We start from the raw sequence: 22,860 nt of genomic DNA on the forward strand, positions 1-22,860 counted from the left end.
GTACTGAATTACAAGTAGACGTAGGGTCCGATAGCTCTATTGTTTACGTTATGGGGTTGGGAACAGTTAAACAGGAATTGTTAAATAGTTAAAGCTATTTAGTTAGGAAAGAGGTTCTCGGGAAAAGTTTAATGGTTGTGTAAATCTGGTATTTGATCAAGCTGTCACACGCAAAATTCAGGCCATAGCAAATGGGTAATTATGTCGGCTACTTGTTTCTACTTAGAAAATTGGGAAGATATTTGATGATGCTACGCAAATAAAAAAGCTTCCCGATGAATCGGGAAGCTTGCACTTTAAAAGTAACACCCATGAAAAACTAGTTCCTAGTAATTTCACTTGCCTATAAGACGGCGTTTAGCCAATAACATTGTGGTGGTTTGATATTCTCATAGCTTTTTAATGCCCCTTTAATTATTAGGTGCACCGGCGTCGATCCAGCAGGTAATGGTAGCTTTTTGGGCAGCAGAAAAACTGGCGTCACGTGGCATAGATCCATCGGCTACTACTGTTCTTATCTTGGCCCTGTTGTTAAAGATCTGCGTGTAAGTAACAAGCGCGCCCGGGCCGTTGGTGCTTCCGCTGTTGTGACAATCGGATTTTGCGCAACTCGTCTGCATCAAAGGGCTTACAGTCGTAGAAAAGGTGGTAGTAATGGTACCACAGTCAACGGTGCCCGAACCCTGATCTTCGGCATTGTCTTTTTTGCAGGCATTTGCCAGTATTACAACCAATACGATAAATGCTGCCAGCGTGGTCGATTTTTTCATACAAAGAGGTTTTATTGGATAAAAACTATAATACGTTCACTTTTACGATACAACGATAAAATAAGTTGCCGGTGTGAAGTCAGCTATAACCTCCATGTATAAACAAAAATTGCGCTGAATGCCTGAAATTAGACGTTATATTATTATTTATAATTTTATCGATTGTATCGGTAGATTGTTGTATTGTATAGATGGAGAGGCTGAGGCAATAGGTAAAATGTAAGAAGTACGAATTGCGAGGTAGAAAACCAATACGATAATTTGGAGGTTCAGGATTATCATACGTCTTATTGCTTGCTTTGGCCTAACTTATTGAATTAGTTTATTTTATAAATAAATATCAGGACTGACCTAAATATTATATAACCATTCCATCGAATTTTATAAAACCCTTTCCGAAAAAAGCTGCTACTTTTATAATGTTATGAAAAAGCTCCTGGTATTCATAGTAGCCGTTTTTTACCTGAGCACCTCTATAGGGGCCACGGTAAACCTGCATTATTGCATGGGCCGGCTTACTAACTGGGACCTGTCCATAAAAGAAACACATACCTGCGACAATTGCGGCATGGAAAAATCCACCGCCAAAAAGGGTGGTTGCTGTGAGGATAAACACCACCGGTTACAGGTGGAAAAAGATCAAAAGGCAGAGAACCGCGTTCAACCTGAGGCGCCGGTAGCCATAGCTGTTGTTACTACCTATCCCGATTTTGTAACACCGGTTATTGCTTCTATTAGTGAAGAACATCCCGTTTCCAATGCACCGCCGCAAGGCAAAGTACCCCTCCGAATTCGTTATTGTATTTTCCGGATCTGATTCCAGTTGATTTGCTGAAACCTGACGTTCTGTTAGGCAAGTGGCATTACCTGCATAATGCTCCTATTGTTCCCACTTTCTATTCCAAATAAAATTCATTGCATTTGAAAAAGTACTGTTGTTGATAACAGGCTGCTTTTTCTGTATATAAAATCTTCACACTAAAAAATTATTCAAATGAAAAAGATTGCATTTGGGTTGTTGACAACCTTAACTGTGTTTGCTTATTCCTGCAGCGATAACGCTTCCAACAAACAAACTGCCGAACAGGCACCGGCTACCCAGGAAGAAACAACCGAAGTAAAAGTGATGAAAGCCTCCTTTACCAATGTAGATGCTGCAGTTACCGGCTACATAAAGAAGCTTACAGACAATTACCTGCAGATCAAGAATGCGCTGATCGCTGGTAAAGCAACTGAAGCCGGTGAAGCTGCCAGGCAATTATTGGAGGCCATGAAGGGTTTCGACAAATCGCTGCTGGCGGCTGATCAAAAGAAAGTTTATGATCAGTACGAGACGGGGTTAAAAGAAAACGCCGGGCACATTGCCCAAGGTGCCAATGACATTGAGCACCAGCGGGAGCGTTTCGCTGACATGAGTGAAGGCATGTATGCCATAGTAAAAGCTTTTGGCGGTGGTAAAACCCTGTACCACGATCATTGCCCCATGGCAAAAAATGGTAAAGGCGCCATGTGGTTAAGCGAAACAAAAGAGATCAAAAACCCATACTTCGGTGAAAAGATGATGGAGTGCGGCGACGTAGAAGAAGAAATTCAAAATTAAATCATGATTTCATCATTAATAACCTGGTCGTTAAAAAACAGGTACATCGTACTGGCGATGGCGGGGGCGCTGCTGATCTGGGGGTTTATCAATGTACAAAAGAACCCCATCGATGCCATTCCCGACTTGTCTGAAAACCAGGTGATCGTTTTTACCGAGTGGATGGGACGCAGTCCGCAGATCATAGAAGACCAGGTAACCTATCCACTGGTGAGCAACCTGCAGGGCATACCGAATGTAAAGAATGTGCGGGCTACCTCCATGTTCGGGATGAGCTTTGTGTATGTGATCTTCGAAGATAATACCGACATCTACTGGGCGCGCACCCGCGTGCTGGAACGACTGAACTATGCACAACGGCTGTTACCCGAAGGCATAACGCCTACCCTCGGTCCTGATGGTACGGGTGTGGGGCATGTGTTCTGGTACACGCTCGATGCCAAACAAATGGACCTGGGCGAACAACGGGCCCTCCAGGACTGGTATATAAAACTCGCTTTACAAACGGTGCCTGGTGTAGCGGAGGTTTCATCCTTTGGCGGATTTGAAAAACAATACCAATTGGTACTGGACCCGGTTAAACTGCAATTTTACAATGTGTCGCTTATGGATGTGATGAACAAAGTAAAAGCAGCCAATAATGATGTAGGTGGCCGCAAGTTCGAAATGAGCGATATGGCCTATATCATTCGCGGACTGGGTTATATAAAAAGCAAAGAAGACCTGGAAAGCACAGCCGTAGGCAATTACAATGGCATTCCGGTTCGGGTAAAAGATATCGGCACGGTGCAAATGGGCGGCGATCTGCGACTGGGCATCTTTGATGAAAATGGCCAGGGTGAAGTAGTGGGCGGAATTGTCGTAATGCGGTATGGCGAAAATGCCGATAAGGTGATCACCGCCATCAAAGCTAAAATGAAAGAAGTGGAAAAAGGATTACCCAATGGGGTAACGTTTAAAACCGGGTACGATCGCAGTGAATTGATTGAAGCTGCCATCAGCAATGTAAAGAACAAACTGATTGAAGAAATGGCGGTGGTAGCGGTGATCGTGATCATCTTTTTGTTCCACTGGCGCAGCGCCCTAAGCATCATCATACAAATACCCATCACCATTGCAGTGAGTTTTATTCTGCTCAATGCCATTGACCTGTCATCGAATATTATGTCGTTAACGGGTATTGCACTGGCCATTGGGGTTATTGTAGACAATGGCATTATTATGAGTGAAAACGCCTATCGCCACCTGGCCGAGTACCAGCAGCAGCAAAGCGAAAAATCATGATCCCATGACGAAACTATTTAACAAAATAAGTGGAAAGAACAAGTCACACATCCCGGAACTGGTGCGCATCCAGATCATTGAAAAGGCCTGTAAGCAGGTCTCGCGGGGTGTATTCTTTTCCACCATCATCATCATTACTTCTTTTTTACCGGTCTTTCTGTTAACCGGTCAGGAAGGGAAGTTGTTCCATCCGCTGGCATATACCAAAACATTCATCATGGTGGTAGATGCGTTGCTGGTGGTAACCCTGGCGCCGGTACTGATCTCCTTTTTTATGAAAGGACGCTTCAGACCTGAAACCGCCAACCCGGTGAACCGGTTGCTGGAGCGGATCTATGAACCCGTGATAAAGGCCTGTATCAAATGGCGTAAAACAACCATTGCCGTAAATATCATCGCATTGGCCATCAGTATTCCACTGCTGATGAGTTTAGGTCGGGAGTTTATGCCGCCGCTCGATGAAGGCTCGTTGCTGTTTATGCCCGTTACCCTGCCCGATGTATCTAATAGTGAAGTAAAACGCATTTTACAGGTGCAGGACAAGATCATAAAAACAGTTCCGGAAGTAAAAAATGTATTGGGAAAAGCAGGACGCGCCAATACCGCTACCGACAACTCTCCCATTAGCATGATCGAAACAATTATTTTGCTGAAGCCACAAGCCGAATGGCGGGCGGGCATTACCAGGAACGACATCATCAATGAACTGAATAATAAACTGCAAATACCCGGTGTTACCAATGGCTGGACGCAACCCATCATCAACCGCATCAATATGCTCAGTACCGGTATTCGTACCGATGTGGGCGTAAAGGTATACGGACAAAACCTGGACACCATTTATGCATTTGCACAAACCATCAAAAAACAACTGGAAGGCATCGGTGGGGTAAAAGACCTGTATGTAGAACCGATTACCGGTGGAAAATACATCGATATTTACATCAAACGCGATGAAATAAGCCGCTATGCGTTGAGTGTGGATGATGTAAACCGCGTAATTGAAATTGCCCTCGGGGGTATGAAACTTACCACTACGGTTGAAGGACGGCAGCGTTTTTCAGTAAACGCGCGGTTCGGCCAGGATTTTCGCAATAACCTCACTGCGCTGAAACGCCTACAGGTGCAAACCATGAATTATGGTCCCGTTCCATTGGAAGCGGTAGCGGATGTGACCATTGCCGAAGGGCCGCCCATGATCAATTCAGAAAATGCCATGTTGCGCGGAACGGTACTGTTCAATGTGCGCGAAAGGGACCTGGGCAGTACCGTTAATGAAGCCCGTGAAAAGCTCAACGCCATGATCAACAAATTGCCCAGGGGCTATTACCTGGAATGGAGTGGTCAATATGAAAACCTGATACGCAGCGAACGCACCCTGAAGCTGATTTTGCCGGTTGTGTTGCTGGTTATTTTCATCTCCATGTATTTTGCTTTTCATTCAGCCCGGGAAGCATTTCTAAGTTTAATAACCATACCATTTGCCCTGATCGGAGGCGCTTACATGATCTGGTTTTGGGACGTGAATTTATCGGTGGCGGTGGCAGTAGGTTTTATTGCCTTGTTTGGCCTCGCAGTAGAAACCGGTATTGTGATGGTGATTTACCTGAACGATGCCATGCAGCAATTGGTAGCCCGAAAGGGAAATTCAAGCGAAACCATTACGCCGCAAGACCTGCGCGAATACGTAATTGCCGGCGCTGCAAAAAGATTAAGGCCCAAAATAATGACGGTATGTGTGTCGCTTTTTGCGTTGGTTCCTATTCTGTGGAGTCATGGCGTGGGCAGTGATGTTATGAAACCGATCGTATTACCCATGGTGGGCGGTGTGCTCACGTCAGCCACCCACATTCTATTGGTAACCCCATTGATCTTTTTGATGGCGAAAGAATATGAACTACGGAAGCATGGAAAGATAGAAGTATTGGAGGCCAGGCATTAAAAAACAAATTATGTTCAGAGAACTGTTAATAATTGTAATAGGAGTTGGTATTGTTGCTTCTGCGCAAGGTCAAACAACCATGAACCTGCCCGACATTTTAACTACGGTCGAAAAGAACAATCCCGGGTTAAAGATGTACGAAGCAGAAGCGCGCGCCTTTACTGAAGAAGCGAAAGGCGCCTATAGTTGGATGGCGCCCGAAGCCGGGGCCGGTTTATTTATGACACCGTATAAAACCAGCGAAATAAAAGCCAATCCGGCCATGATGAAAGAAGGCATGGGCTTTTTTATGATCTCTGCCCAGCAGATGTTTCCCAGCAGAAAAAAACAAAATGCCGATGCCGCCTGGATGCGCTCTATGTCGACCGTAGAAACAGAGAAAAGAAAGATTGCCTATAATGAGCTGGCCTATACTGTTAAAAAAAATTATTATGAATGGGTGGTGCTGATGAAAAAGCAATCGGTGTTGGATGAAGGCAGCCGCATCCTCGACTTCATGATCAAAAGTGCGGAGATCCGCTACAAGAACGGCCTGGGAAAGATCAGCGCTTATTACAAAGCGAAGGCGGCATTGGCCAATATCGACAATATGAAGCTGATGCTCGATAACGACCTGCGACAAAAGCGCATTATGCTCAACAGCCTCATGTACCGGAATGTGGATACCGAACTCGCTATCGACACCAACTACAACTGGAAGGAGTTTCCTGCTTCCGTGCTCGATTCGGCTTATCTCACCAGCCGGCGAAGCGATATCCAGGCATTGCAACGCAGCATGGAAGTAAATAACCTGCAACGAAATGCAGAGCTGGCCAAATTGAAACCGGAGTTTGGGATAAGATACGATCACATGATCGGGTTGAGTACCCAGCCGGCGCAATTCACCATAATGGGAATGGTGAAGTTGCCACTGGCAAAATGGTCATCTAAAATGAATAAAGCAAAAGCGGAAAGCCTGGTGTGGCAAAACGAATCGTTGAAAAGCCAGCAGCAAATGATCCTGAACGAGGCAACCGGCATGGCGGGTTCGGCAAGGGCAGAGCTGGAAACAAAAAAGAAACAAATGCGATTGTACGAAACGCAAATCGTGCCCTCGTTGCGCAGGAATTTCCAAACCATGCAATTGGGATATGAGCAAAATACCGAACAGTTGTTCGAATTGTTCGATGCCTGGGAAGCCCTTAACATGACACAATTGGAATACCTCGATCAGTTAAAAGCCGCCTTATTACTACAGGCCGAATTAGAAAAGATCCTGGAGATTAAATGAAATTAATAATGGAACGAGAAAAAACAGTCAGCAATTCGGTTCCGGCTAAACCGGGAGCAATCCGCAAAGTCTTTCGATTTTTTCTGCCTTCTGCCCTCTGCCTTCTGCCCTTTTTCATAGCATGCAAGGAAACGAAAATGAACCAACCGGAAATGCAGGCGGTGGCTAAAGAAACATACACCTGTCCCATGCACCCGCAAATAATAAAAGACAAACCGGGGGCCTGTCCCATTTGTGGTATGGACCTGGTAAAGAAAACCGCTGCCGGTGAAAAGGTAACTGATGTGTCGTTGAATGATCTGTTGCGTCCTTCGAACCAGTATGTGTTATCATCTATTCCTACCGTTCATATTCAGCAGCGCGATGAGCCACTGGAGATCACCTCCTATGGTTTCATTACTTACGATACGCGGCAGGTGGGTACGGTTGCTTCCAACGTGGCGGGGCGCATTGAAAAGCTTTATGTAAAACACCGGTATCAGCGGGTAAACAAGGGGCAAAAGATCATGGATGTATACAGTCCCGAATTGTTGACGGCGCAGCAGAACCTGCTATTCCTGTTGCAGCACGATGCCGATAACCAGGTGCTCATTTCGGCTGCCCGTCAAAAGTTGCTCTTGTTGGGCATGAGTAATCAGCAGCTGGACCAGGTAGTAAGAAGCGGTAAGCCGGTTTTTACGGTTTCTATTTTCAGTGCCTACAGTGGTCATATTCACGAGAGCAGCCCGGAGGCTATGCAGCAACAAGAGGCAACAGGCATGAAAGATGTTTCATTGATCACCGAAGAGTTGCAGTTAAAAGAAGGCATGTATATAACAAAAGGGCAGAACCTGTTTTCGATCTACAATCCTTCCAAAGCCTGGGCAGTATTGAATATCTTTTCAGGCCAGGCGGGCATGGTAAAGGTGGGCGACAAGGTGCGCATAGTGCCGGAAACTGCACCCGATAAAGACTTCAGGGCAGCAATCAATTTTATGGAGCCGTTTTACCGGTCTGACAGCAAAACGGCTACAGCACGCGTATATTTCAATAACCCGAATATGGGTATCCCCATCGGCAGCCAGGTGAAGGCCGTGATCTTTGCCGGCGCCCGCTCAGCCCGATGGCTACCCGAAGAAGCGGTGCTTACCCTGGGGCTCGATAAAGTGGTTTTTATAAAAAAAGACGATGCATTCATTGCCCATAGAATTGAAGTGGGTATGGTGAATAACCATTTGATCCAGGTGTTGAATGGGTTAAATGAGCAGGATGAAGTGGCGGCCAATGCCCAATACCTGGTAGACAGCGAGAGTTTTATAAAAGTGAAACAATAGGAGAAAGTTATGCTACAGAAGATATTTTTTTATGGTCCGGGCAGGAGGAACATTTCTCTGCTTTGCTTGCGCGTGTCCCGCCTTTCGGCGGAACGCTACCTTGTACGCTTTTTTCTTTACGCAGCTTTTTTATTGTTGGCAGCAGCCTGCAAAAACAAAAAGCCAGTTGAAGTAACAACGACCGATACCTATTATACATGCTCTATGCACCCGCAGATCATGCAGGAGAAACCCGGTACCTGTCCTATTTGTCATATGGAGTTGATAAAGGTTAATAAGTCGAACGAAACAAAAGATGAAATTATGCTCAGCGATGAGCAGATCCTGCTCGGTAATATACAAACCGATACCCTGGGGAGGGCACTGGTGGGCGATAAAGTAGTGCTGACTGCTACCCTCAACTTCGATGAAATGAAAGTGAATACCGTAAGCGCCCGCATCACAGGCCGTATAGACCGGCTGTATTTTAAAAACACCGGCGACTTTATAAAAAAAGGCGATCATTTGTTTGACCTGTACAGTGAAGAATTAAATACTGCCAAACAGGAATACCTGGCGGCTTTGGAACGGCAGCAAACCCTGGGCAATTCCATCATCGACTTTAAGCAGCTGTTGCAAAGCGCTAAAAACAAACTGCAATTATGGGGTGTAAGCGAATCGCAGATCGATGCACTGGCAAAAACAAAACAGTTCTCCCCATTAACGGCATTTTACAGTACCGCTACAGGCTATGTTACCGAGCTGCCAATAAAAGAAGGACAGTATGTAATGGAAGGTGGTGTTGTGGTAAAACTGGCCGACTTGTCGACCCTTTGGGCAGAAGCGCAGGTCTATGCCTCCCAGCTGGCATCGGTAGATTACCAGGGCGTGGCAACGGTGCAGTTACCCGATATGCCGGGCGTGGCCATAACCGGTAAAGTAACTTTTGCCAATCCGGAAATAAGCACGGATACCCGCATTAATCTGTTACGTATTTCAATTCCCAACACCAACAATCAGTTAAAACCAGGGATGCCTGCTTATGTAGTACTGAAAAGCAGGGCGGCCAATGCACTTACATTGCCTATCGATGCAGTTTTGCGCAATGGCCAAATGGCCATGGTATGGGTGCAAACCGGAAACAATACATACAAACGAAAAATGGTGGAAACGGGCCTGGAAAGCGGCGATCGCATTGAAATAAAGGAAGGGCTGCAGAATGGCGATGTAGTGGTGGTAAGCGGGGCGTATTTACTGAACGGTGAATATGTGTTCAAAAAGGGTTCAGAGGGTATGCATCACCACTAATTAGGAGGATCTAACAGGGACCTCACAGGGACTTCACAGGGATCAAACAGGGACCTGCAAGCGAATTTATCCCTGTAAGGTCCGTGGGATGTCTGTGTTTGGGTCGGGCTATCCTGGACTCATATTGTATTCAGATGGTATCGTAATGGCGTCGGAATGGTAATCAGGTTGCCGGGATATTGCCTGGAGACTGTCTGCAATCTCCCTGGAGTTCCCCATAGCTGCCAGGCAATACCCAGGCAATACCCAGGGAGTCCTCAGGCAATACCTAAGCCATTATATTACCCTTATGCTACCATTTCGGCACTATTCCGGGCTAATTTGGCCAAAATAAAAAGCGCCCCGTTACCGGAGCGCTCTTTTGAAAACTATTTGATCGTTGAATGACTTCGTGAAACTTATTTTACTTTGTTTACCACAGTTTCTTCAACATAGCTATGACTTCTGTTGATTGAGTAAACTTCAGTAGAATTGCTGTTCTTAGATTTTACTATAACATGCAGTGCAGCATCACCAAACTCTTCGGTCTTCAACAGGTATTTTTTAGATAAAGTAGCACCTTTGAATTTCTCGGTGTACAGAACGTTGCCAAACTCATCGCGGAAAGTAACTGAGTACTCATCCTCAGAAGCAGATTTAACGTTCAGTTCAAACAGAGGTTGATTTTCTTTATTGCCTACGAACTTTAATTCAGTTACGTGTTTATTATTAGGATTTTCGTTGTTAGCCAGAGTAGTGTTAGAAAATGCTAAAGTAAAAGCTACTAATACGATTGCGATAATACTGTAATTCTTCATAAAGGTTATTTTATATAATTCTTATTTCTTTTTAATGTTTGCTATCAAAGCTTTTCCGTGGCAGGCTAATCGTACGTCTTTTCGAAGAGATCGCAACTTTTCTTTTTTTCGTTCACCTGTTTGGTGTTTGTTGCGTTTCGTGATACAAACTTATGACGCGATTGGTGGTTATTAAAATCAACTCTACCGTATTTATAGGATGGTAAACCCCTGTATGAAATGTTAAAACCCGCTGCTGGTGCGGGTTTCGGATAAATAGCACCATGATGCCCAACCCGTTTTAAGGCACTGTAAAAGGGCGGTCGTTAATAATTCTTTAACGTATAAAATGAATAAAACCGCTGTTTTTGAGGTTTTACACTGGTATTTATCGCTAACAATTGTTAGCATTTGCGACAATAATGACTATCTTTGAAACCACTAAAAACGAATTGCCATGTCGGTGCAGGAATTAGAGAAAATCTTTCTGGATAAAATTGACCAGGAAATCAAGATTGAACCAAAAGATTGGATGCCAGATGCTTATCGGAAAACACTGGTCCGCCAGATCTCGCAACATGCGCACAGTGAAATAGTGGGCATGCTGCCCGAAGGCAACTGGATAGGCAGGGCGCCCAGCTTGAAGCGGAAAGCCATTCTGCTGGCCAAGGTACAGGATGAAGCCGGTCATGGCCTGTACCTGTATTCAGCTACTGAAACGCTGGGTACCACCCGTGAACAAACGATCGTTGACCTGCACAGTGGCAAAGCCAAATATTCCTCCATTTTCAATTACCCTACGCTTACCTGGGCCGATATAGGCGCCGTTGGCTGGCTGGTTGATGGAGCTGCCATTCTAAACCAGGTAATGCTGTGCCGCACCTCTTATGGGCCCTACGCACGCGCTATGGTGCGCATTTGTAAGGAAGAAAGCTTTCACCAGCGGCAAGGCTTCGATATTCTGGTAGCACTCTCAAAAGGGACGCAGGAGCAACGAGACATGTGCCAGGATGCCATTAACCGGTGGTGGTGGCCATCGCTGATGATGTTTGGTCCGCACGACAGTGAATCAACCAACAGCGAACAAAGCACCAAATGGAAAATTAAGCGCATGAGCAATGATGAGCTGCGTCAGAAGTTTGTTGACATGATTGCCGAACAGGTGAAAGTGTTGAACATGACGCTGCCCGACCCCCATTTGAAATGGAATGAACAAACCAATCACTACGATTTTGGTGAAATAAACTGGGCTGAATTCTGGAATGTGGTAAAAGGCAATGGCCCCTGCAATAAACAACGGCTCGATGCACGGCGCAAAGCCTGGGACGAAGGCGCCTGGGTTCGCGAGGCTGCCACCGCATACGCGGCAAAAAGAAAAGCCCGCGCAGAAAAGCAAGAAGAAAAACAAATAGCCTAACACATAAAACCCATTGACATGGAAATAAGGCTCACAAAATATTATTACGGCGATATCCCCGAGGACAAGGGCGGCGGTTCAAACACCATCAAAAAAACATCTTCCTCTTCCCCTAATGGGGGAGGTAGGGATGGGGCTGGTGCAGATTGGCCTTTGTGGGAAGTATTCATTCGCAGCAAACAGGGCATCGATCACAAACATGTGGGCAGCTTACATGCCGCCGATGCGCAAATGGCTATTGAAAATGCGCGCGACGTATATACCCGCCGCATGGAAGGCGTAAGCATTTGGGTGGTGGAAAGCAAATTCATTCATGCTTCCAACCCCGATGAAGCCGCATCGCTGTACGAACCGGCCAACGACAAAGTATACCGGCATCCAACGTTTTACGATCTGCCCGATGAATTAACCCACATGTAAACCAGCCATGACAAAGGATATATTGTACAACTATACAATGCATTTGGCAGATAATGCCCTTATTCTGGCGCAACGCAACAGCGAGTGGTGCGGGCATGGGCCGGTGCTGGAACAGGATATTGCCATCACCAATATTTCATTAGACCTGATTGGCCAGGCAAGAAGCCTGTATCAATACGCTGCTGAATTGATCAATGCTCCCTCCCCCTCTATTGGAGGGGGGCGGGGGGAGGCCACGGAAGATTCTTTGGCTTACCTGCGTGATGTGCGCCAATACAAAAACTGCTTACTGGTTGAACAACCCAATGGCGATTGGGCGCAAACCATTTTACGCCAGTTCTTTTTTAGTACTTACCAATACCTGTTGTACCAGCAGTTACAAAAATCAACCGATGATACCCTGGCGGCCATTGCAGAAAAATCGTTGAAAGAGGTAACTTACCATGTTCGCTGGAGCAGTGAATGGGTGGTCCGACTGGGCGATGGCACACCTGAAAGCCACGGCCGGCTGGAGAATGCACTGGAAGAATTATGGATGTACACCGGCGAACTATTTGCCCCGGCCACTTATGAAGCGGAGGCGGTTACAGCCGGTTTTGGCGTTGAAGTAAGCGCCCTGAAAGCAGCATGGGAACAAAAGGTAAATGAGATCTTTGGGGAAGCTACCCTGCCTGATGCCGCAGCCGGCGGCCGGGAGGGCATTTACATGCAGACGGGCGGCAAGGAAGGCGTACACAGTGAACAACTGGGTTATATACTGGCCGAATTGCAATACATGCAACGCGCCTACCCCGGAGCTGAATGGTAATTAAAAGGCAGAGGGCAAAAGGCAGAGATGGGACAATTGAAATGTGAAACATTGCAGATGTGAATACAGTAACAAACATATCGGTTCAAAAGATATGGTCCATACTCGGGGAGGTGTGCGACCCGGAAGTGCCTGTGTTATCAGTTATTGACCTGGGAATAATAAGGGAAGTAAAAGTAACAACAGCCAATGAAGCAGCGTTAGTGGAAGTGGTGATCACCCCTACGTATTCAGGCTGTCCGGCCATGGATGTAATACGCATGAACATTCGCATGGAACTGTTGCAGCATGATTATAAAAATGTACAGATCACAACCGTTTTGTCACCAGCCTGGACAACCGACTGGATGACCGAAGCGGGAAAAGAAAAGCTAAAAGCCTATGGGATTGCGCCACCCAATATTAAACAACAGGTTTGCAATACCCATTTATTTGCAGAAGATGAGGCCGTGCAATGCCCGCATTGCAATTCTTATAACACCCGCCGGATAAGTGAGTTTGGGTCTACCGCCTGCAAATCGTTACATCAATGTAACGATTGCCAGGAACCGTTCGACTATTTCAAATGTCATTAATAACATATGCTACCTATTCTTTTTACCATCGAGGGAGGGCTTGCCACCATTACCCTGAATCGCCCCGACAAATTGAATTCCTTTAACCGCGACATGGCCTTCCTGCTGCAACAAAAGCTGGATGAATGCGCTTCCCTGCATACTATCCGGTGTGTGTTGATAACCGGGGCCGGAAAAGGTTTTTGTGCCGGCCAGGACCTCGCCGAAGTGGTTGATCCCAATGGGCCTGGTATGCAAAAGATATTAAGCGAACATTATAATCCCATCGTTACCCGCATTCGCAATTTGCCCAAACCGGTAGTGGCAGCAGTTAACGGGGTGGCCGCCGGCGCCGGTGCCAATATTGCATTGGCCTGTGATATAGTAGTGGCGGCACAATCTGCCTCCTTCATTCAGGCTTTTTCAAAACTGGGACTGATACCTGATAGCGGTGGTACATATCTGTTACCCCGGTTGATAGGCTGGCAAAAAGCAAGCGCCATAATGATGCTGGGCGATAAAATCCCTGCGGCCCAGGCCGAACAATGGGGAATGATCTATAAAGTTTTTTCTGACGAAGAGTTTGGCCCCGAAAGCAAAAAAATAGCACTCACCTTATCACAAATGCCCACAAAGGGATTGGCTTATACCAAACATGCGCTCAACTATTCCATAACCAACAACCTGGAACAACAGCTGTTGCTCGAAGACGAGTTTCAACAAAAAGCTGCCAATACCCACGACTTTAAAGAAGGCATTCAATCCTTCCTTGATAAACGGGCCCCACAGTTTAAGGGCGAATAATTTCAAAAAATCAGTATGTCATCAAGCAAATCGAAGACAACCGCCATCGTTGACGCCATGATGAGTAAAGATTATTTCAGCCAGTGGCTGGGAATTGAACGGTTGGAGGAAAAAGAGGGATTCTGCAAACTGCGTATGACGGTTCGCCCCGAAATGTGCAATGGATTTGGAATTGCGCATGGCGGAATCAGTTATTCGTTTGCCGATAGCGCCCTGGCATTTGCTTCCAACAGCCATGGCCGGCAGGCAGTTTCCATAGAAACTTCCATTTCACATCTCAAACCATTAATGGCGGGTGATGTGATTATTGCAACGGCCGAAGAAAAAAGCCGTAGTAATAAAATTGCTATTTACGATGTACGGGTGGAGAAAGAGAAGGGAGAGCTGGCCGCCTTGTTTAAAGGAACTGTATTCAGAAAAGAAACCGAATGGAACGTATAAGCCCCATCCGGTTTGCTCAAATTATTTATTGACGAGTTTTAAAGCGCCATCACTATAACGCTGTCCTACGTTGGGATATTTATTGACAACCGCCTCTATATTCTGCAACTCCCCTTGGGTTAAAGTAATATCCGCTGCTGCAGCATTTTCATCCAGGTATTTTCTTTTTTTCGTTCCGGGTATGGGGATCAGGTCTTCACCCTGTGCCAATACCCAGGCCAATGCCAACTGAGCCGGCGTACAACCTTTTTGAGCAGCCAGTTCGGCAAACTCACTTACCAGCAACTGGTTGTTCTGCCAGTACTCCCCTTCAAAACGAGGCACTGTTCTGCGGAAATCGTCACTGGGTAAGTTGTCCTTATCCTGCACGGTAGCAGTAACCAACCCCCTTGCCAGCGGACTATAAGGCACAAACGTAACACCTAATTCCCGGCAGGTATCGAGCACCTCGCCTTCCACTACATCGCGGGTAAGTAAAGAGTACTCACTTTGTAAAGCGGCGATGGGATGCACTGCATGGGCTTTGCGAAGCGTATTGGCGGAAGCTTCCGATAACCCCAGGTAGCGCACTTTACCTGCTTTAACCAGATCGGCCATAGCGCCCACCATTTCCTCCACGGGAACATTGGGGTCTATACGGTGCGCATAGTACAGGTCAATGGTATCGATCTTCAACCGTTGCAGGCTTTTTTCCACAGCCGTTTTCACATAAGCCGGTGACCCATCGATGTATGTGGCAGGCGCGCCGGTTGGAGTGGTTGAACCATCCTGTTTTTGTCTGAACCCGAATTTGGTAGCAATAAAAACTTTACTTCTGTTAGGCACCAGAACTTTTGAAACCAGCTCCTCATTATGACCCACGCCATACATGTCGGCTGTATCCCAGAAGTTAATGCCCAACTCCAACGCCCTGTTCAGCGTAGCAATGGATTCGTCATCGTTGCGTGGGCCGTAGGCAAAGCTCATGCCCATACAACCCAGTCCAATGGCGGATAGCTGAACACCGGTGTTGCCAAGATTCCTGTATTTCATAAAGAATTGTGTTTAGGAAACAAAAATACCTTAAACAAATACCGTGTTATTTGTCTTTTTCAAACTAATACTTGCAAAATTCAAACCATGCAAAATGAATTTTAATAGCTTCTTAACCGGTTCTTCAATTATGGGTAACAAAGCTATCTTTGGAAAAAGATAGCGCTTATGATCTATTCTTTCAAAGGGTTTATCCCCGTTGTTCATCCCTCTTCTTTTATTCATCCACAGGCGGCGGTTACGGGTAATGTTATTATAGGTAAGGATGTATATGTGGGCCCGGGTGCTGCTATCCGTGGTGATTGGGGCGGCATCGTTATTGAAGATGGTTGCAATGTGCAGGAGAACTGTACCATTCATATGTTCCCGGGCGTTACCGTATTGTTGAAAACGGGTGCGCATATCGGACATGGTGCCGTGATCCATGGTGCTACCATTGGCCGCAATTGCCTGGTGGGTATGAACAGTGTGATTATGGATAATGTAGACCTGGGTGATGAATGTATTGTAGGCGCACTGAGTTTGATAAAGGCCGATGAAAAGATCCCTGCACGTAGTTTGCTCGTGGGCAATCCGGCAAAGATCATCAAGCAGGTTTCAGACGAAATGATCGCATGGAAGACTGCAGGAACGAGGTTGTATCAATTGTTGCCGGGGGAAATGAGTGCGGACTGGGCACCCTGTGAGGCGTTGAGTGAGGTACCTGTTGATAGGCCGGAACAGAGTTTGTTGTATAAGACGTGGGGGGAGGTGAAGGGGGAGAGTTGACGGGGTTGACAGGTTAACAAGTTGACAGGTTAATACGTTGACGGGTTAATACGGATGCCTAGTTAATATAAAGCGGAAATTGTAAAGTTTTTTTGAAAACAGGGACAAGTTATTAATATTTTTCATGCCTTTTTGTGTAAACGAAGTTATGGTCCATGAAGGGTATAGGAGTTTTGAAGATTTGGATGTGTGGAAAAAGGCCAGAGAGGTAAAGAATGAAATATTTCAACTGGTCAAAACTTTTCCTGCTGAAGAAAAATATCGGCTTATCGACCAGTTGGTTCGAAGCTCCCGATCGGTAAATGCACAAATAGCTGAAGGGCATGGTAAGCGAACAAATCCTGATAAAATTAAGTACTGTACACAGGCCCGGGGATCATTGAGTGAAACGCTTAATCACTTAATTGATGCACTTGACTGTTCATATATAAATCCTGAGCAACTTCAATACTATCGAAATAGAATTACCGAAGTAGAGAGAGTCTTAAATGGGTATATAAGGTATTTGAAAAGCCTCCCGCAGACTACCCCTTAAAAACCACACTCCGTTAATTTACAAACAGTTACTGTGTCAAGGTGTTAACTTGTCAACCTGTTAACGTGTTAACCTGTCAACCCGTTACCTCCTCAACTCTGCCCCTCAAACCTTATCTTTGCCGGTCAATTATCAAAAAAGGAAGTGGAAAAATCAAACTTTGTCGATCAGATCAGAATCTTCTGCCGCAGCGGACACGGTGGCGCAGGCAGCAAGCATTTCATGCGTACCAAATTCAACCCACAGGCTGGTCCTGATGGTGGCGATGGCGGCCGGGGTGGACATATCATCCTGCGTGGGAATAAGAACCTGTGGACGTTACTGCACCTTCGATACTATAAGAACGTTCTGGCCGAAGACGGTCAGGGTGGTAATAAAAACAATATGACGGGCCGTGATGGTAAAGACATCATCATCGAAGTACCTCTGGGTACCGTTGCCCGCGATGAGGAAACCGAAGAACAGGAAGCCGAGATCCTGGAACATGGCCAGGAAATAGTTTGGATTAAAGGCGGTCGCGGCGGACTCGGTAATGCCAACTTTGCAACACCTACTAACCAGGCGCCTGAATACGCCCAACCCGGTGAACCCGGCGAAGAAGCCTGGAAAGTGCTGGAATTAAAAGTACTGGCCGATGTAGGGCTGGTAGGCTTCCCGAATGCCGGTAAATCGACCCTGCTTTCGGTGATCACTGCTGCCAAACCCAAAATTGCTGACTACGCATTTACAACCATAAATCCCAATTTAGGTATTGTCGCCTATCGCGATGGCCGAAGCTTTTGCGTAGCCGATTTGCCCGGGATCATTGAAGGCGCTGCCGAAGGCAGAGGACTTGGTCACCGGTTCCTGCGTCATATTGAACGCAACTCGGTACTGCTTTTTGTTATACCAGCCGATAGCAATGACCATAAGAAGGAATTCAACATTTTGGTAAATGAGCTGGAGCAATACAACCCTGAGCTGCTGCATAAACAATTCTTCATTGCAGTAAGTAAGAGCGAAATGCTCGATGATGAGTTGAAAGCAGCTGTTAAAAAGGAGTTACCGGTAAACGTTCCTCATATTTTTATTTCTTCCCTTACACAGCTGGGGTTAACCGACCTCAAGGATATGTTATGGAAAGCGTTGAATGAAGACCAGGAAGCAGAGAAAAGGTAGTAAGCACATATTGTGACAAAACAACATAGGCATTACAACTAACCGGGTATGGAAAATGCCGCCGATATAGTTAACTTAGGGTATCCCTAATACTGTATACTATGGCGGCTATAACCGGACTCTTACAACGCCTGACTACCCTGGTGCGCAATCTCTTTCGTGCACTATGGGTTTTCTTCCCTGGCATTCTCTTTATCGCACTAATAGTAGCTTGTTTCTGGAATCTTGCTCAAGGTAAAGACCTCATGGTGCTGGCTACTGAGCACCGGGGCTTTTTCCTGTTATTTCAATCGTTGTTAAGTTTTCTGGTGCTGGTAAGCTGGTATGCGGCCCGTACTGTTGCCAATGCAAAAAAACAATGCGTGCATACGGCACCGGACTATTTGCAGGAGGGGTATTATAAACATATGCCCCGCTTAATAGGGTTTACCCTGTTCACCATTATTATACTGGCCTTTGTACAAACACCCATATTCGGAAATGAAATAGGAAGCGATACCAAATTGTATTATGGGCTATTGCTGGCCTCGATACCCTATTACTTCTGGATGAATAAAGTGTTTGAACGCAATTTCAAGACCATTAAGTTGAACAAGCTGTTTTTTGTAACGATGGTGATCATCTTTGCGGGTTCAACATTGATTACGGCTAATGTAAGTCGTTATTCCTGGCTGGTGATCGTAATGTTGCTGGTATTACAGGCTTGTTTTATGATATTGGTTGTTACCCGGCGGGAAGTATTGGATCAGGAGAAAATGATGGGCAAAATACTGGTATCAGTAACAAGCAGAAGGTACCGGTTGGCCGGTTTCCTTGGCATTCCATCCGAAGAAATACGTTTTCACATCGTCTTTTTTATGATCAGCCTGGTAGCCCTTACCATTTACCTGGCCTGTACGCTTAATGTAGCGTTTGCGGTAGGCATGGGTAGCTTTCCCTTTGTATTACTGGCCTTTTCAGTATTTATGGGGTTTGGTTTTATACTGGCGTTTTTCTCCATTCGCATAGGCATAAACATACATGTTGTTTTCCTGCTTATCGTTTTCATTTTTGGCCAGTGGACGGAACGCCACCATGTAGCGTTGGTTAAAAGACCGGCCACCATTAAAGAAACTTTTGCCGACAAAGCCAGTGTGCGGGATTATTTTATTCAATGGGTAAAAGACCGGGATACGCAGATCAGAAAATCAAAAGAGTTTCCCGTTTACTTTGTGCTGTCAGATGGCGGGGCTTCCCGTTCAGGATACTGGGTGGCTTCGGTATTGGGAAAACTGGAAGATACTTCTCAACACGATTTTTCGAAACACCTGTTTTGTTTATCGGGCGCTTCGGGAGGCAGTGTTGGCAATGCCGCCTTTTATACCCTGTTAAAAGATGCAGCGGACCAGCCCGGTAAAAACCTGCCCAATAACCAGCCATTCTACCAGGCGGGAAAAGAATACCTACGCAGTGATTTTCTTACGTATACACTCAGCCGTATGCTGGGCCACGATTTCTTTGTGCCCATGCTGCCCTTCAATACCAATGGCGACAGGGCCAAAGCGTTGACAGATGCACTGGAACAGGCGCCAAAGGACAGTGTGTTATTGAAGCATCAACTACAGATCCCTTTTTCAGAACTGGCGGTTTATAAAAACCGGGTGAACACAAAACTGCCCATTCTTTGTGTGAATACTACCCGTATGCAGGACGGTGCACCATCGGTGATCAGCACCATCGCCATAGACCCGCTTACCTTCAATAACCGAATAGATGTGCTGGCCCGGCTTATTGGTAACAACGATATGAAGCTAAGTACGGCCGTAGTATTGGGCGCCAGCTTTCCGTATATTAGTCCGGCCGGACGTATTGACGGGTTAAAATTTTTGAAGAAAGGCCCCACTGAGTTTCCCTTTTATTTTGTGGATGGCGGGTATGTAGACAATTCCGGCGCCGGTGTAGTACATGAAATGATCATTAAGTTGAACTCCCTGCGCGATTCGATCTGTGCTTCAAAGAATGATACCATTTTACGAAGCAATTGTCAGAAGATCTCCTTTTATGTTATGCACATCAGCAATGGGCCGGAGGGGGATATATTATTAAAAAAGGTAAACCCATTTGTGAACGACCTGGCCGCGCCCCTCAAAAGCCTCATGGGTGCTTATGGCGTGCAAACAAGTATCAACGATAGCCGGTTGAAAAATTACCTCTCTGGGCTTTATCACAATAACCTGCATTACAAACCTATAAACCTTTACCGGCCACAGGAGCCGTTAAAATACTCGATGAACTGGGTCATTTCTGGCCGAACGCTGGATAGTATGGATCAGCGGTTATATTCCAGCGATGTACGGGCGTATATGGTAAAGATCTTACAGGAACTAAAGCGTTAAAGGTTCGGCAAGGGTAAAACAATTCGCCCGTGAAACCATTGCTGGGTGGCCATTTAATAAAATTTTTCAATAGGTTTGCCGCTACAAAAGCTAGTAATTATATGAAGAAAATTCTTTTAACGGTTGTGTTAGCCGTTACTATGGTGCGCAGCTTTGCCGATGAAGGCATGTGGCTGCCACTATTGCTTGGACAACAAGTGTATAACGACATGGTGAAGCGTGGTTTGAAGCTTACCAAAGAACAGTTATACAGTGTTAACAAGGCCTCCCTGAAAGATGCGATCATCATTTTCGGTGGATTTTGCACCGGTGAAATTGTAAGCAACGAAGGGCTGATTTTTACGAATCACCACTGCGGTTATGATGCAACGGCCAATGCCAGCACGGTAGAACACAACTACCTGAAAAATGGTTTCTGGTCAAAAAGCAAACAGGAAGAAATTCCTTCACCCGGCTTATATGCTGAGTTCCTGACAGAAATTAAAGATGTAACTGCTGAAGTGCTTGACTCTGCAAAAGGATTGAGTGGTATAGAACGTACTGCAAAAGTAACGGCCGTTTCCGCAGCCATCAACAAACGATACAGCGATGAAGCAACCAACACCATTGCCCGCGTAAGCTCACTGTTCAAAGGCAATCAGTTCCTGGTGTTTGTTTACAAACGTTATTCAGATATTCGACTGGCTGGTGTTCCTCCTGAAAGCATTGGTAAATATGGCGGCGATACCGACAACTGGGAATGGCCCCGTCACACCGGCGACTTTTCTATCTTCCGTGTATACATGAGCAAAGATGGAAAACCTGCTGACTACTCACCTGAGAACGTGCCTTTAAAACCCAAACATTTTCTGCCTGTATCTATAAAAGGTATTAAAGATGGTGATTATGCCATGATCTATGGTTATCCCGGCGGCACCAATCGTTATGAAACTTCATACGGCATCAAACAAAAAATTGATATCGACAACCCCACGCTGGTAAAACTGCGCGATGTACGGTTGAAATATATGTTTGAGCAAATGAAAGATGATCCGGGAGTTAAACTGCAACTGGCAAGCGATTATGCTTCTATTGCCAACTACTGGAAATTCTTTGATGGCGAAAGCAAACAACTGGTTAAATACGATGTGTACGATCAGAAAAAAGCAGCCGAAGCAAAATTTCAGACCTGGGCCAATGGCAAACCGGAATTTGAAAACCTTTTCAAAGACTGGGGAACCGCATACGATCAATGGCGCCCTTACTCAAAACACCGTGTATTCATTAATGAAGGAATTTTTGGATCGCCAATGTTAGCCTTTGCCGCTTCCCTGCAACAGATAGAGGTTGCTATTGCGAAAAAAGGCAGCTCGGCCGACATCAAGAAAACAGTGGAAGCAGCCAGGGAAGCCAGAGCCGAATTGCTGAAGAGTGAAAACAAACCATCTGACCAGAACATTGTAGCAGCTGTGTTGATGATGTATTATAAAGACATCGATAAAGCGCAACATCCCATTGGTTTTTATGAGAGTTTGAAATCAAACTTTGGCGATCTGAACGATGAAGCGACTTATAAGAAATACGCAGCCAGCATTTTCGCAAACACCATGATACTGGATAATGCCAAATGGGATGCTTTCGCAAACAACCCCGATGCTACTGTATTGCAGGCTGATCCTGCTTATGCGGTTGCAAGCGCTTTCTTAAAGAACTGGCAGGGTAAGTTTATGCAGTATTCTCAACAGTTCACGGCGAAAAATAATGAATATGGCCGGCTGTATCTGAAGGGGGTAATGTTGATGGATACAGTAAAAGCCAAAAAAATGTATCCCGATGCTACCTTCACCATGCGCGTAAGTTTTGGTAATGTAAAAAGTTATGCGCCCCGTGACGCGGTTAAATACGACTACGTAACAACCATGAAAGGCATTCTGGAAAAATACAAACCCGGCGATTATGAGTTCGATCTGCCAGCGAAGTTGCTGGAACTGGCTAAGAAAAGAGATTTCGGCCAGTACATCGACAAACAACGCAATGACCTGGTGGTAGGATTTATCACTACCAACGACATTACCGGTGGTAACTCCGGTTCACCGGTGATCGATGGCATGGGTAACCTGATCGGTTTGGCGTTTGATGGCAATTATGAAGCGTTGAGCCATAAAATCCAGTTTGACCCGGTTTATAACCGTACCATTTGCGTAGACGTTCGCTACGTATTATGGTGCATCGACAAACTGGGCGGTGCTACCAATCTGATAAATGAGTTGAAACTGGTTAAACAGTAATCAATTAACATACAATTAAAAGGGTGATCGCGCTAAAGC

At 45.7% G+C, this 22,860-nt stretch carries 21 protein-coding genes; 18 read left to right on the forward strand and 3 right to left on the reverse strand.

The genetic code is table 11. The annotated features are described in order from the left end of the window. Window positions 1–410: 410 nt before the first annotated feature. Complete coding sequence (locus BMX95_RS04225; RefSeq protein WP_081198675.1) at window positions 411–770, reverse strand: hypothetical protein; 360 nt, start codon at window positions 768–770, stop codon at window positions 411–413. Window positions 771–1,194: 424 nt separating this feature from the next. On the opposite strand from BMX95_RS04225, the gene BMX95_RS04230 reads away from it, so the two are divergent. The 7 genes from BMX95_RS04230 to BMX95_RS04260 all read left to right on the forward strand — a co-directional run bounded on the left by BMX95_RS04230 (window position 1,195) and on the right by BMX95_RS04260 (window position 9,466). Further along, window positions 1,195–1,587 carry an HYC_CC_PP family protein gene (locus BMX95_RS04230; RefSeq protein WP_081198674.1) on the forward strand — a complete coding sequence of 131 codons (393 nt, stop codon included), beginning with the start codon at window positions 1,195–1,197 and terminating at the stop codon, window positions 1,585–1,587. 177 nt (window positions 1,588–1,764) lie between these two features. Beyond that, the gene (locus BMX95_RS04235; protein WP_081198673.1) at window positions 1,765–2,370 is read left to right on the forward strand and encodes a DUF3347 domain-containing protein; all 606 of its coding nucleotides are present in this window, start codon (window positions 1,765–1,767) and stop codon (window positions 2,368–2,370) included. 3 nt (window positions 2,371–2,373) lie between these two features. Then, the gene (locus tag BMX95_RS35630) at window positions 2,374–3,654 is read left to right on the forward strand and encodes an efflux RND transporter permease subunit (protein WP_081198672.1); all 1,281 of its coding nucleotides are present in this window, start codon (window positions 2,374–2,376) and stop codon (window positions 3,652–3,654) included. Between the two features lie 4 nt (window positions 3,655–3,658). Beyond that, the gene (locus tag BMX95_RS35635; protein WP_081198671.1) at window positions 3,659–5,596 is read left to right on the forward strand and encodes an efflux RND transporter permease subunit; all 1,938 of its coding nucleotides are present in this window, start codon (window positions 3,659–3,661) and stop codon (window positions 5,594–5,596) included. A 10-nt stretch (window positions 5,597–5,606) separates the two neighbouring features. Next, a complete protein-coding gene (locus tag BMX95_RS04250; RefSeq protein ID WP_081198670.1) occupies window positions 5,607–6,866 on the forward strand; it encodes a TolC family protein in 1,260 nt (419 codons plus the stop codon). A 137-nt stretch (window positions 6,867–7,003) separates the two neighbouring features. Beyond that, window positions 7,004–8,179, forward strand: coding sequence for a heavy metal-binding domain-containing protein (locus BMX95_RS04255; protein WP_242673049.1), 1,176 nt, complete (start codon window positions 7,004–7,006; stop codon window positions 8,177–8,179). A gap of 9 nt (window positions 8,180–8,188) precedes the next feature. Beyond that, window positions 8,189–9,466, forward strand: coding sequence for an efflux RND transporter periplasmic adaptor subunit (locus BMX95_RS04260; RefSeq protein WP_081198668.1), 1,278 nt, complete (start codon window positions 8,189–8,191; stop codon window positions 9,464–9,466). A gap of 398 nt (window positions 9,467–9,864) precedes the next feature. Here BMX95_RS04260 and BMX95_RS04265 read toward each other — a convergent pair whose 3' ends face one another. Next, window positions 9,865–10,263: a hypothetical protein gene (locus tag BMX95_RS04265; RefSeq protein ID WP_081198667.1), complete on the reverse strand. Its 399-nt coding sequence runs from the start codon at window positions 10,261–10,263 to the stop codon at window positions 9,865–9,867. Window positions 10,264–10,699: 436 nt separating this feature from the next. Here BMX95_RS04265 and paaA point away from each other — a divergent pair, with 436 nt between their 5' ends. From paaA to paaI, 6 genes are read left to right on the forward strand one after another with little or no spacing between them, the layout of a single operon-like run. Next, entirely contained in the window at window positions 10,700–11,659 is a 960-nt protein-coding gene (paaA, locus tag BMX95_RS04270; RefSeq protein ID WP_081198666.1) for a 1,2-phenylacetyl-CoA epoxidase subunit PaaA, read from the forward strand. Between the two features lie 18 nt (window positions 11,660–11,677). Beyond that, complete coding sequence (paaB, locus tag BMX95_RS04275) at window positions 11,678–12,079, forward strand: 1,2-phenylacetyl-CoA epoxidase subunit PaaB (protein ID WP_081198665.1); 402 nt, start codon at window positions 11,678–11,680, stop codon at window positions 12,077–12,079. A gap of 7 nt (window positions 12,080–12,086) precedes the next feature. After that, window positions 12,087–12,887, forward strand: coding sequence for a 1,2-phenylacetyl-CoA epoxidase subunit PaaC (paaC, locus tag BMX95_RS04280; protein WP_081198664.1), 801 nt, complete (start codon window positions 12,087–12,089; stop codon window positions 12,885–12,887). 59 nt (window positions 12,888–12,946) lie between these two features. Next, window positions 12,947–13,462, forward strand: a complete 516-nt coding sequence (gene paaD / locus BMX95_RS04285) for a 1,2-phenylacetyl-CoA epoxidase subunit PaaD (protein ID WP_242673048.1) — start codon at window positions 12,947–12,949, stop codon at window positions 13,460–13,462. A 6-nt stretch (window positions 13,463–13,468) separates the two neighbouring features. Then, entirely contained in the window at window positions 13,469–14,245 is a 777-nt protein-coding gene (locus BMX95_RS04290; protein WP_081198662.1) for an enoyl-CoA hydratase-related protein, read from the forward strand. A gap of 15 nt (window positions 14,246–14,260) precedes the next feature. After that, window positions 14,261–14,686, forward strand: a complete 426-nt coding sequence (gene paaI / locus BMX95_RS04295; protein ID WP_081198661.1) for a hydroxyphenylacetyl-CoA thioesterase PaaI — start codon at window positions 14,261–14,263, stop codon at window positions 14,684–14,686. Window positions 14,687–14,707: 21 nt separating this feature from the next. Here the strand turns inward: paaI and BMX95_RS04300 are convergent, their stop codons facing one another. Continuing rightward, window positions 14,708–15,718 (reverse strand): aldo/keto reductase, encoded by a 1,011-nt coding sequence (locus BMX95_RS04300; protein ID WP_081198660.1) that lies wholly within the window; start codon window positions 15,716–15,718, stop codon window positions 14,708–14,710. A 168-nt stretch (window positions 15,719–15,886) separates the two neighbouring features. Between BMX95_RS04300 and BMX95_RS04305 the strand changes: the two genes are divergently transcribed. The 5 genes from BMX95_RS04305 (at window position 15,887) to BMX95_RS04325 (ending at window position 22,821) form a co-directional block, all read left to right on the forward strand. Then, a complete protein-coding gene (locus BMX95_RS04305; protein ID WP_081198659.1) occupies window positions 15,887–16,486 on the forward strand; it encodes an acyltransferase in 600 nt (199 codons plus the stop codon). A gap of 124 nt (window positions 16,487–16,610) precedes the next feature. After that, window positions 16,611–17,021, forward strand: coding sequence for a four helix bundle protein (locus BMX95_RS04310; protein ID WP_242673045.1), 411 nt, complete (start codon window positions 16,611–16,613; stop codon window positions 17,019–17,021). A 144-nt stretch (window positions 17,022–17,165) separates the two neighbouring features. Continuing rightward, window positions 17,166–18,179 carry a GTPase ObgE gene (gene obgE, locus BMX95_RS04315; RefSeq protein ID WP_081198658.1) on the forward strand — a complete coding sequence of 338 codons (1,014 nt, stop codon included), beginning with the start codon at window positions 17,166–17,168 and terminating at the stop codon, window positions 18,177–18,179. A gap of 101 nt (window positions 18,180–18,280) precedes the next feature. Next, on the forward strand, window positions 18,281–20,554 hold the full coding sequence (locus tag BMX95_RS04320) for a patatin-like phospholipase family protein (RefSeq protein WP_081198657.1): 2,274 nt from the start codon (window positions 18,281–18,283) through the stop codon (window positions 20,552–20,554). Window positions 20,555–20,655: 101 nt separating this feature from the next. Beyond that, on the forward strand, window positions 20,656–22,821 hold the full coding sequence (locus tag BMX95_RS04325) for a S46 family peptidase (RefSeq protein WP_081199843.1): 2,166 nt from the start codon (window positions 20,656–20,658) through the stop codon (window positions 22,819–22,821). Window positions 22,822–22,860 lie beyond the last annotated feature (39 nt).

Origin of the sequence: Niastella yeongjuensis, from assembly GCF_900110245.1 — a bacterium.
Lineage (GTDB): Bacteria > Bacteroidota > Bacteroidia > Chitinophagales > Chitinophagaceae > Niastella > Niastella yeongjuensis.

Bases quoted from the DNA above. Each gene is read 5' to 3' on its own strand.
- paaA (WP_081198666.1), top strand. From the start codon at position 10,700: ATGTCGGTGCAGGAATTAGAGAAAATCTTTCTGGATAAAATTGACCAG.
- BMX95_RS04320 (WP_081198657.1), top strand. From the start codon at position 18,281: ATGGCGGCTATAACCGGACTCTTACAACGCCTGACTACCCTGGTGCGC.
- BMX95_RS04325 (WP_081199843.1), top strand. From the start codon at position 20,656: ATGAAGAAAATTCTTTTAACGGTTGTGTTAGCCGTTACTATGGTGCGC.
- BMX95_RS04250 (WP_081198670.1), top strand. From the start codon at position 5,607: ATGTTCAGAGAACTGTTAATAATTGTAATAGGAGTTGGTATTGTTGCT.
- paaC (WP_081198664.1), top strand. From the start codon at position 12,087: ATGACAAAGGATATATTGTACAACTATACAATGCATTTGGCAGATAAT.
- BMX95_RS04260 (WP_081198668.1), top strand. From the start codon at position 8,189: ATGCTACAGAAGATATTTTTTTATGGTCCGGGCAGGAGGAACATTTCT.
- BMX95_RS04290 (WP_081198662.1), top strand. From the start codon at position 13,469: ATGCTACCTATTCTTTTTACCATCGAGGGAGGGCTTGCCACCATTACC.
- paaB (WP_081198665.1), top strand. From the start codon at position 11,678: ATGGAAATAAGGCTCACAAAATATTATTACGGCGATATCCCCGAGGAC.
- BMX95_RS35635 (WP_081198671.1), top strand. From the start codon at position 3,659: ATGACGAAACTATTTAACAAAATAAGTGGAAAGAACAAGTCACACATC.
- BMX95_RS35630 (WP_081198672.1), top strand. From the start codon at position 2,374: ATGATTTCATCATTAATAACCTGGTCGTTAAAAAACAGGTACATCGTA.
- BMX95_RS04310 (WP_242673045.1), top strand. From the start codon at position 16,611: ATGCCTTTTTGTGTAAACGAAGTTATGGTCCATGAAGGGTATAGGAGT.
- BMX95_RS04225 (WP_081198675.1), bottom strand. From the start codon at position 770: ATGAAAAAATCGACCACGCTGGCAGCATTTATCGTATTGGTTGTAATA.
- BMX95_RS04230 (WP_081198674.1), top strand. From the start codon at position 1,195: ATGAAAAAGCTCCTGGTATTCATAGTAGCCGTTTTTTACCTGAGCACC.
- BMX95_RS04300 (WP_081198660.1), bottom strand. From the start codon at position 15,718: ATGAAATACAGGAATCTTGGCAACACCGGTGTTCAGCTATCCGCCATT.
- BMX95_RS04255 (WP_242673049.1), top strand. From the start codon at position 7,004: ATGAACCAACCGGAAATGCAGGCGGTGGCTAAAGAAACATACACCTGT.
- BMX95_RS04235 (WP_081198673.1), top strand. From the start codon at position 1,765: ATGAAAAAGATTGCATTTGGGTTGTTGACAACCTTAACTGTGTTTGCT.
- BMX95_RS04265 (WP_081198667.1), bottom strand. From the start codon at position 10,263: ATGAAGAATTACAGTATTATCGCAATCGTATTAGTAGCTTTTACTTTA.
- BMX95_RS04305 (WP_081198659.1), top strand. From the start codon at position 15,887: ATGATCTATTCTTTCAAAGGGTTTATCCCCGTTGTTCATCCCTCTTCT.
- paaI (WP_081198661.1), top strand. From the start codon at position 14,261: ATGTCATCAAGCAAATCGAAGACAACCGCCATCGTTGACGCCATGATG.